9 protein-coding genes are annotated in these 9511 nt (G+C 63.7%); 4 read left to right on the forward strand and 5 right to left on the reverse strand.

The features are described 5' to 3' along the window. Window positions 1–53 precede the first annotated feature (53 nt). The 3 genes from AC1DYC_RS26605 to AC1DYC_RS26615 all read right to left on the reverse strand — a co-directional run bounded on the left by AC1DYC_RS26605 (window position 54) and on the right by AC1DYC_RS26615 (window position 3031). Window positions 54–836 carry an ATP-binding cassette domain-containing protein gene (locus AC1DYC_RS26605; protein WP_477285648.1) on the reverse strand — a complete coding sequence of 261 codons (783 nt, stop codon included), beginning with the start codon at window positions 834–836 and terminating at the stop codon, window positions 54–56. Window positions 837–838: 2 nt separating this feature from the next. Further along, on the reverse strand, window positions 839–1900 hold the full coding sequence (locus tag AC1DYC_RS26610) for an ABC transporter permease (RefSeq protein WP_477410701.1): 1062 nt from the start codon (window positions 1898–1900) through the stop codon (window positions 839–841). Between the two features lie 153 nt (window positions 1901–2053). Further along, window positions 2054–3031, reverse strand: a complete 978-nt coding sequence (locus AC1DYC_RS26615; RefSeq protein WP_434221238.1) for a sugar ABC transporter substrate-binding protein — start codon at window positions 3029–3031, stop codon at window positions 2054–2056. Between the two features lie 263 nt (window positions 3032–3294). Between AC1DYC_RS26615 and AC1DYC_RS26620 the strand changes: the two genes are divergently transcribed. The 4 genes from AC1DYC_RS26620 to AC1DYC_RS26635 all read left to right on the forward strand — a co-directional run bounded on the left by AC1DYC_RS26620 (window position 3295) and on the right by AC1DYC_RS26635 (window position 7325). Beyond that, window positions 3295–4521, forward strand: a complete 1227-nt coding sequence (locus AC1DYC_RS26620; RefSeq protein ID WP_477410702.1) for an ROK family transcriptional regulator — start codon at window positions 3295–3297, stop codon at window positions 4519–4521. Next, entirely contained in the window at window positions 4522–4968 is a 447-nt protein-coding gene (locus tag AC1DYC_RS26625) for an RbsD/FucU family protein (RefSeq protein ID WP_477410703.1), read from the forward strand. Further along, window positions 4965–5888, forward strand: coding sequence for a carbohydrate kinase family protein (locus AC1DYC_RS26630; protein WP_477302585.1), 924 nt, complete (start codon window positions 4965–4967; stop codon window positions 5886–5888). The genes AC1DYC_RS26625 and AC1DYC_RS26630 overlap by 4 nt, the downstream gene beginning before the upstream one ends. Before the next feature lie 294 nt (window positions 5889–6182). Next, window positions 6183–7325, forward strand: coding sequence for a DegT/DnrJ/EryC1/StrS family aminotransferase (locus AC1DYC_RS26635; protein WP_477410704.1), 1143 nt, complete (start codon window positions 6183–6185; stop codon window positions 7323–7325). A 161-nt stretch (window positions 7326–7486) separates the two neighbouring features. On the opposite strand, the gene cysQ is transcribed toward AC1DYC_RS26635, so the two are convergent. Continuing rightward, window positions 7487–8278 (reverse strand): 3'(2'),5'-bisphosphate nucleotidase CysQ, encoded by a 792-nt coding sequence (gene cysQ, locus AC1DYC_RS26640; RefSeq protein WP_477410708.1) that lies wholly within the window; start codon window positions 8276–8278, stop codon window positions 7487–7489. Window positions 8279–8288: 10 nt separating this feature from the next. Then, window positions 8289–9511 (reverse strand): adenylyl-sulfate kinase (cysC, locus tag AC1DYC_RS26645; protein ID WP_477410705.1); only part of this gene is annotated, 1223 nt, incomplete at its 5' end.

Below are 9511 nucleotides of genomic sequence, written 5' to 3' on the forward strand. Positions count from 1 at the left end.
ATTTAGGTCGAATAGCCGCCGGTTCCCCTGCGGCAATTTATCCGCAGAGCGGATCAGGCCGCGAGCGCCGCTTCCGGCGGAACCTTGGCTCCGGTCATGAAAGCCACGGCATCCGACATCGTATATTGCTTGGGATCGATGACGCAGAGGCGACGTCCCAGCCGATGGATGTGGATCCGGTCGGCCACTTCGAAGACATGCGGCATGTTGTGCGAGATCAGCACGATCGGCAGGCCGCGCTTCTTGACGTCGAGGATAAGCTCCAGCACGCGACGGCTCTCCTTGACGCCCAGCGCCGCAGTCGGCTCGTCCATGATCACCACGCGGCTGCCGAAAGCGGCGGCGCGCGCCACCGCCACACCCTGACGCTGACCACCGGACAGGGTTTCCACCGCCTGGCTGATGTTCTGGATGGTCATCAGGCCAAGTTCGGTGAGCTTGTCGCGGGCGCGTTTTTCCATCGCCGGCCGGTCGAGCATGCGCAGCCAGTCACCGAGGAAGCCGGGTTTGCGGATCTCGCGGCCGAGGAACATGTTGTCGGCGATGGACAGCGCCGGCGACAAAGCCAGGTTCTGGTAGACCGTCTCGATGCCGGCTTCGCGCGCCTCCATCGGCGACTTGAAGGAGACGGCTTTGCCTTCAAGCCGGATCTCGCCCTCGTCGGGCACGGCGGCACCTGAAATCGCCTTGATCAGCGATGACTTGCCGGCGCCATTGTCGCCGATGACGGCCAGGATTTCGCCCGGGTAGAGATCGAAGTCGGCATTGTCGAGGGCGGTGACGCGGCCATAGCGCTTGATCAGGCCGCGCGCGGTGAGGATGGGTTCCTGGGTCATGATTATGCCGAAACCTTTCTGATCCATTGGTCGATCGCCACGGCGCCGATGATCAGCACACCGGTCAAAAGCACCTTCCATTGCGGATCGGCGCCCAGCATGTTGAGGCCCATCGAAACGACACCGACGATCATCGCGCCGAAAAGCGTGCCGAGGATCGAGCCGCGGCCGCCGAACAGTGAAATGCCGCCGATCACTGTCGCGGTGATCGCCTGCAGATTGTAGTCGGTGACGGCAGCTGACGGCGAGATCGAGCCGTTGCGCCCGATGGAGACCCAGGCAGCGAAAGCGGCGATCAACCCGGCAAGGGTGTAGACCGTCACCAACACCTTCTTGGTCTGGATACCAGAGAGCTTCGCCGCTTCCTGATCATCGCCAACGGCGTAGACATGGCGGCCCCATGCCGTGTGGTTGAGCACGTACCACAGGATCAAAACGAGCACGACCGTGGCGATGACGCCGAGTGTCAGCACCGCAGTGCCGATCTTGAAGCTCAGGGCAAACAGATGCAGCAGCGGCGCCTGGGTGTCGACGTCGGTGTCGCGGATCGTCTCGTTGGCCGAATAGATGAAGTTCGTGGCCATGACGATGTTCCAGGTGCCGAGCGTGACGATGAACGGCGGCAGCTTCATGTAGGCGACCAGCAGGCCGTTGAGCAGGCCGCAGGCCGCGCCGGCGGCAAGTCCGATGGGTACTGCGAGTACGGCCGGCATACCGTAGCTGACCGCGCAATTGCCCATGATCACAGCCGAAATCACCATGATCACGCCGATGGACAGGTCGATGCCAGCGGTCAGGATGACCAGCGTCTGCGCGGCACCGAGGATGCCGACGATTGCGATCTGCTGCAGGATCAACGTCAGCGTATAGGATGAAAAGAAACGTCCGCCGATGGCGATGCCGAAAATGACGATCGACAGGACCAGCACAATCAGCGGCACCGCCGCCGGCGTGGAATGCAGGAAATGCTGGACGCGTTTGACGGCCGATTTGTGCTCGTCAAAAGCGGCAACGCTTGTGTCGCTGCTCGACAGAACTTTTTCGAATTCCTGAGCCTGAGCCATGTTTCCTCCCCTGGGCTTCAGCTCCATGCCGAAACCCGTTCGCGCCTGTCCGGTCTGCCGCCGGGATTATTCGCGTTTACAGTGACACATCGTCCACCCGAAGTGGCCGGGGATCAAGCCCCCGGCCGTCAGGTTCTTGCTGTCAGGCAGCCTTCAGCCCCAGCACTTGGCGAGGCCTTCCTTGGTGTCGATCGACTTCACGCCATTGGCCGGCTTGTCGGTAACGAGGTTGACGCCGGTATCGAAGAAGTTCTTGCCTTCGGTCGGCTTCGGCTTGGTGCCGTCCTTGGCGAAGGCAGCGATCGCCTCGATGCCGAGTGCCGCCATCTGCAGCGGATATTGCTGCGAGGTTGCGCCGATGACGCCTTCGGTCACCGACTTCACGCCGGGGCAGCCGCCGTCGACCGAGACAATCAGCACCTGACTTTCGAGACCGACAGCCTTGAGCGCCTGATAGGCGCCGACCGCGGCGGGCTCGTTGATGGTGTGGATGACGGTGATGGTGTTGTCCTTCTGCAGAAGGTTCTCCATCGCCTTGCGGCCACCCTCTTCGTTGCCGTTGGTGACGTCATGGCCGACGATGCGCGCGTCGTCCTCGTCGCCGATCTTGTTGGGATCCTTCACGTCGATGCCGAAGCCCATCATGAAGCCCTGGTCGCGCAACACGTCCACGGTCGGCTGCGAGGGCGTCAGGTCGAGGAAGCCGATCTTGGCGTCCTTGGCCTTGTCGCCGAGGGTCGCGGCGGCCCAGGCGCCGATCAGCTTGCCGGCTTCCAGATTGTCCGTCGCGAAGGTCGCGTCGGCGGCATCGATCGGGTCAAGCGGGGTGTCGAGCGCGATCACCAGCAGGCCGGCGTCACGCGCCTTCTTCACCGTCGGCACGATGCCCTTGGTGTCGGACGCGGTGATCAGGATGCCCTTGGCGCCGTCGGCGATGCAGCTTTCGATTGCCGCCACCTGGCTTTCGCTGTCACCGTCGATCTTGCCGGCATAGGTCTTGAGGTCGACGCCAAGTTCCTTGGCCTTGGCGGTCGCGCCTTCCTTCATCTTGACGAAGAAGGGGTTGGTGTCGGTCTTGGTGATCAGGCAGGCGCCGACGCCGGCGGCAGATGCCGTAGAGGCAAACGCCATCAGGCCGAGGCCCGCCGCGGCGAACACGGTGGACTTCAATAATGCTTTGGTCACGATCTTCCTCCCATGGAACCATGCGGATGCCGCCAACCGGCATCTTGAGCGCATCCACCGAAATCTCCCAGTGTGGACGCGCCCTCAAATGACACCAGTGGGGGGCGCCTGTCAATAATTAAATCACTCTTATTTATTATTGACAGCATTGCACGGTTCACCCATTCTGCCGCAAAAGCAGTAAGAATAAACCAAGGGAAGGAACAAGGGTGGAGACCGGCATTGCGAGGCACGGTTCGCCCGAGGCGGCCGCCAGCCGTCTCCACCGTGGCACCAATCAAAGCGGCATGCGCGACCACAATGAGCGGCTGGTGCTGTCTCTGGTGCGCCAGCATGGCAGCCTGGCCAAATCAGACATTGCGCGCATGACCGGGCTTTCGGCGCAGACCGTCTCGGTCATCATGCGCGAACTGGAGGAAGACAGCCTGCTGGTGCGCCAGGCGCCGTTGCGTGGCAAGATCGGCCAGCCTTCCATCCCGATGGCGCTGAACCCCGAAGGCGCGTTCTTCATCGGCCTCAAAATCGGCCGCCGCAGCGCCGAACTGGTGCTGATCGATTTCCTTGGGCATGTGCGCTCCATGCTGCAGCACTCCTACCGCTATCCGGCGCCGCGCGAGACGGTGGAGTTCGTCACATCGGGCATGAAGACGATGCGCGCCGAACTGACGCCGGCGCAGGACAAGCGCATTGCCGGGCTCGGCATCGCCATGCCGTTCGAACTGTGGAACTGGGCCGACACCGCCGGTGCGCCGCGCGACATCATGGACGAATGGCGCCATCGCGACATCCGCGCCGACATCCAGTCGCAATGCGAATTCCCGGTCTATCTGCAGAACGACGCGACATCGGCCTGCGGCGCCGAACTGGTGTTCGGACAGACCGGCGGTGCGCGCGACTTCGTCTATTTCTACATCGGCGCCTTTGCCGGCGGCGGCATCGTGCTTAACGGCAGGCTGTTCGGCGGACCAACCGGCAATGCCGGGGCGCTGGGCTCGATGCCGGTGCCGGGGCCGGACGGCAAGCCGACGCAGCTCATCGACGTCGCCTCGATCGCCATGCTGGAAAAGGCGCTTAACGCACGCGGCGTCGAGGCTTCGCATCTGTGGACGTCGCCTGAGGATTGGGGCGAGATCGGCCACGAGCTCGACGACTGGATCGCCAATGCCGCTCGGGCGCTCGCCTACGCTGTTGTCGCGGCGTCCTCGGTGATCGATTTCGAGGCTGCGGTCATCGACGGCTGGATGCCGCTGTCGGTGCGGCGCCGGCTCGTGGATGCGATCAAAGAGGCCATCGGTTCGATCGACGGCGAAGGCCTCAAGCTCCCGGTGGTGCGCGAAGGCACCGTCGGCATCCATGCCCGGGCGCTGGGCGGCGCCAGCCTGCCGCTGTCCGAACGCTTCCTCATCGGTTCGACCACGATTTCCAGGAGCACCTGAATGCTGATCGGTATTCCGTCGCTGCTCGGTCCGGAGCTTCTGGCGACCTTGCGCGCCATGGGCCATGGCGACGAGATCGCGCTCGTCGATGGCAACTACCCGGCGGAAGAACAGGCAAACCGGCTGGTGCGAGCCGACGGTCATCCCCTGATACCGGTGCTCGACGCCATATTGAGCGTGCTGCCGGTGGACGACTTCGTGCCGGAAGCGCTGTTTCGCGCCTCGGTCAGGGGCGATCCCTCGGTTGCCGATCCGGTCCACCGCGAGATCGAGGCTATCTGCGCCAAGCGTGCGCCGGGCCGCAAAGTGGTTGCGCTGGCCGGCGCCGACTTTTATGCACGCGTCCGGTCGGCGTATGCGATCGTCGCGACCGGTGAACCCAGGCTCTATGCCAACATCATCATCCGTAAAGGCGTGATCTATCCGCCGGAAAGTCCTGAGACATGATCCTCTGCTGCGGCGAAGCCCTGATCGACATGCTGCCGCGCACCACCACGCTGGGCGAGCCGGCCTTTTCGCCCTATGTCGGCGGCGCAGTGTTCAACACGGCGATCGCGCTTGGCCGCCTCGGCGCGCCCGCCGGCTTCTTTTCCGGGCTTTCGTCGGATCTGTTCGGCGGCCAGTTCCGCGAGGCGCTGGGGGCAAGCAAGGTCAGCTCTACCTATGCCCACACCTCCCCTCGCCCCACCACGCTGGCGTTCGTGCGGCTCACCAACGGCCAGGCGACCTACACGTTCTATGACGAGAACACCGCCGGGCGCATGCTGACGATCGAAGACCTGCCCGAACTCGGCGCCGAGATCGAGGCCATGCTGTTTGGCGCCATCAGCCTGATCTCGGACCCGGCGGGTGCTGCCTATGAGGAATTCATGAAGCGCGAGCACCAGCGCCGCGTCATGATGCTCGATCCCAACATCCGGCCGAATTTCATACCCGACAAGGCCAAGCATCTGCGCCGCATCCGCTCGATGATGGCAATGGCAGACATCGTAAAACTGTCGGATGAGGATTTGCACTGGTTCGGTGAGGCCGGCTCGCATGAGGACGTCATCCGCAACTGGCTGGATCGCGGTCCCAAGCTGATCGTCGTCACCCATGGCAGCGAAGGCGCCGTCGGGTACAGCCGCGAGCACAAGGTCACGGTGATGCCGCAGAAGGTTGAGGTGGTCGACACGGTCGGCGCCGGCGACACGTTCAATGCAGGCATTTTGGCCTCGCTGCACGAGCAAGGACTGCTCTCCAAGGCTGACATCGGCGGCCTTTCCGAGGACGCCATCCGCCAGGCGCTGGCGCTCGGCGCCAAGGCGGCGGCTGTGACGGTGTCGCGGGCCGGCGCCAATCCGCCCTGGCGACATGAAATCGCCTGATCCGAGCCCTTTCAGGCCAGCAACCGCCGCAAAGCTTGATCACTTTATGTTTCCACGAGCCGGAAAGACGCGATAAATTAGCCGCGTCACGGCCTGGAAAGCCCGGATTTCCAGCATCTTGCTGCAGTGCGGCAAAAACCCGTGGTAACAGGCTGCGACACCTCGGCAACCCGACCCGTAGCCGGTCCGGCTTTCTCGACCGGCGCAACTCTGGTACCAGCGGGCCGGTTAAGTTGTTGTTTCTGCGCGTATCGTTGTCTCCCGGACCGCGCGCATTACCGTTTTGAGGCCGACATGCAGTTCATCGATCTTGGCGCGCAGCGCGAACGTATCCGCGACCGGCTGAAGGCCGCCATCGACAATGTCGTCGAGGAAGGCCGCTATATCCTCGGGCCGCAGGTCACCGAATTCGAAAACAAGCTCGCCGCCTATATCGGCACCAAGCATGTCGTGGCCTGCGCCAACGGCACCGACGCGCTGCTGTTGCCGCTGTTTGCCGCCGGCATCGGCCCGGGCGATGCGGTGTTCGTGCCGAGCTTCACCTTCGCCGCAACGGCGGAAGTGGTGGCGTTGGCCAAGGCCGAACCGGTGTTCGTCGATGTCGACGCAGAGACCTACAACATCGATATCGCCAGCCTCGAAGCGGCGATCGCGATGATCAAGAAGGAAGGCCGGCTGAAGCCCAAGGCGATCATTCCAGTCGATTTGTTCGGCCTTGCCGCCGACTACGAGGCGATCATGGCAATTGCCAAGCGCGAAGGGCTGCTGGTGATCGAGGATGCGGCGCAGTCGATCGGCGGCTCGGCTGACGGCAAGATGTGCGGCGCCTTCGGCCATGTCGGCTCGACCAGCTTCTATCCGGCGAAGCCGCTGGGCTGCTACGGCGATGGCGGCGCCATGTTCACCAATGACGACGCGCTGGCCGACCAGCTTCGTTCATTCGCCTTCCATGGCAAGGGCGAGACGCAGTACGACAATGTCCGCGTCGGCATCAATTCACGCCTCGACACGATCCAGGCGGCGATCCTGATCGAGAAGCTCGCCATCCTCGAGGACGAGATGGTCGCCCGCCAGGTGGTTGCAGACCGTTACGCAGCGGGCCTCGGCGACATCGTCAAGGCGTCGCGCAATCTGGGCCACGGCCGCTCGGCCTGGGCGCAGTATGCCATCGAGACGCCGAAGCGCGACGGCTTGCGGGCGCATCTGACCGAAAAGAAGATCCCATCGGTGATCTACTATGTGAAGCCGCTGCACGAGCAGGTCGCTTACAAGAACTTTCCGCGCACGCCGACCGGGCTGACCGTATCGGAAGAACTGCCGACGCGGATCCTGTGCCTGCCGATGCATCCCTATCTCAGCGAAGCCGACCAGGACCGCATCATCGAAACGATCCGCAATTATATCGGCTCGAACTCGGCGCATGTAGCGGCGGCTTAGCGGTTAGGTAATCTCTCCCCCCTTGAGGGGGAGATGGCCGGCAGGCCAGAGGGGGTCCTCGCGCGTAGAGCGCTAGCCTTCTTCTGTCGTAGGAAAGTTGCGCCTGGTCGTACCGACCTCCTCTGTCGCCTTCGGCGACATCTCCCCCTCAAGGGGGGAGATTAGGCGCTTGCCTCCGCCGCCTTCCCGCTCGCAATGAAATGCGGATTGGCGAAATCCTCGTCGTCGCTCTGCTGGCGCTTGCCATAGGCGAGCGGCTCGCCGTCCAGCGTGCGCGTCATACCGCCGGCGGCGCGCAGCACGGCGTCGCCCGCCGCCGTGTCCCATTCCATGGTGCGGCCGAAGCGCGGATAGATGTCGGCTTCGGCGGCGGCGAGCAGGCAGAATTTCAGCGATGAGCCGACCGAGACGATCTCGGCGGCGCCGAGGTCCCTGATGAAAGCTTCGGTCTCTGGCGTGTTGTGCGAGCGGCTGGCGACGACGGCGAGCGGCGTCACCGCCGTCCTGACCGAAATCCGCCGCCGGCCGACGATGCGGAAATCGCCATCGACTTCGATCGCTTCCGCGCTGCCCGGCCGTCCAGAGAAGAAGCGACCGCTGCAGGGTGCGAAGACGACGCCGATCTCCGGCACGCCATGGCGGACAAGCGCGATGTTGACGGTGAAATCGGTCCTGCGGTTGACGAATTCCTTGGTGCCGTCGAGCGGATCGATCAGGAAGAAGGCACCATCGAGATCGGGCGGCACGATGCCGGCGGCGACCTCTTCCTCGGCCACGCAGGGAATATCGGGAAAGGCCGTACGCAGGCCGGCAAGGATGATCGTCTCGCTCTCGCGGTCGGCTTCCGTCACCGGCGAGGAGTCGGACTTCTTGTCGACCGCACAGCCGGCCTTGAAGACCCGCATCACCTCGCGTCCTGCTTCGAGCGCCAGGCGCTCGAACACGGCCAGCATCACCTCGTCGTCAGATGCCGCCGCCGGCTTCGTATTGGTCTTCAGCAATGTCGCGCTCGTTCAGCCAGTGTTCCAGAGCCTCTACCATCTCCTCGGCCGTCTTGCCGAGTGTCTTAAGATGGATTTCCGGTTTTTCCGGGGCTTCATACGGTGAATCGACGCCGGTGAAATTCTTGATCTCGCCATTCAATGCCCGCGCGTAGAGGCCTTTCGGGTCGCGCCTGGCGCATTCCTCGAACGGCGTGTCGACGAACACCTCGACGAATTCGCCGTCGGCCATCAGTTCGCGCGCCATGCGGCGCTCGGCGCTGAAGGGTGAGATGAAGGAGACGATAACGATCAGCCCGGCATCGGCCATCAGCTTGGCGACTTCGGCGACGCGGCGGATGTTTTCGACGCGATCGGCATCGGTGAAGCCGAGATCGCGGTTGAGGCCGTGGCGGACATTGTCGCCGTCGAGAATGTAGGTGTGGCGTCCCGAGGCGAACAGTTTCTTCTCGAGCAGGTTGGCGATGGTCGACTTGCCCGAGCCGGAAAGCCCGGTGAACCAGAACACGGCGGGGCGCTGGCCTTTCAGGTCGGAGCGCCCGCGCTTGCCGACATCGAGCGACTGCCAATGGATGTTTTCGGCGCGGCGCAGCGTGTGCAGGATCATGCCGGCGCCAACCGTGGCGTTGGTGATGCGGTCGATCAGGATGAAGGCGCCGGTGGTGCGGTTGTCGGCGAAGGTGTCGAAGGCGATCGGCGCGCGGGTCGAGATGTTGCAGATGCCGACTTCGTTCATGTCGAGCGACTTTGCCGCCTCGCGGGCGAAATCGTTGACGTTGACGCGGTATTTCAGGTCGGTGACGGTTGCGCTGGTCTGGTCGGTCTCGGTGCGCAGGATGTAGGAGCGGCCCGGCAGCAGCGCTGCCTCGTCGAACCAGACGATGTTGGCGGCGAACTGGTCGGCAACCTGCGGTCTAGCTGCGGGCGACACCAGCATGTTGCCTCTGGAGACCTCGACCTCGTCGTCAAGCACAAGGGTGATGGCCTGGCCGGCGACGGCCTGGGCGAGATCGCCGCCATGCGCGACGATGCGCTTGACCCGCGAGGCCTTGCCGGATTTCGCGACGACAACCTCATCGCCCTGCGCAACCTGGCCGGACGCGATGGTGCCGGCAAAGCCGCGGAAGTCGAGATTGGGCCGGTTGACATACTGCACCGGAAACCGGAACGGCAATTCGACCGCGG

This window comes from Mesorhizobium sp. P2_E7 (genome assembly GCF_056403855.1).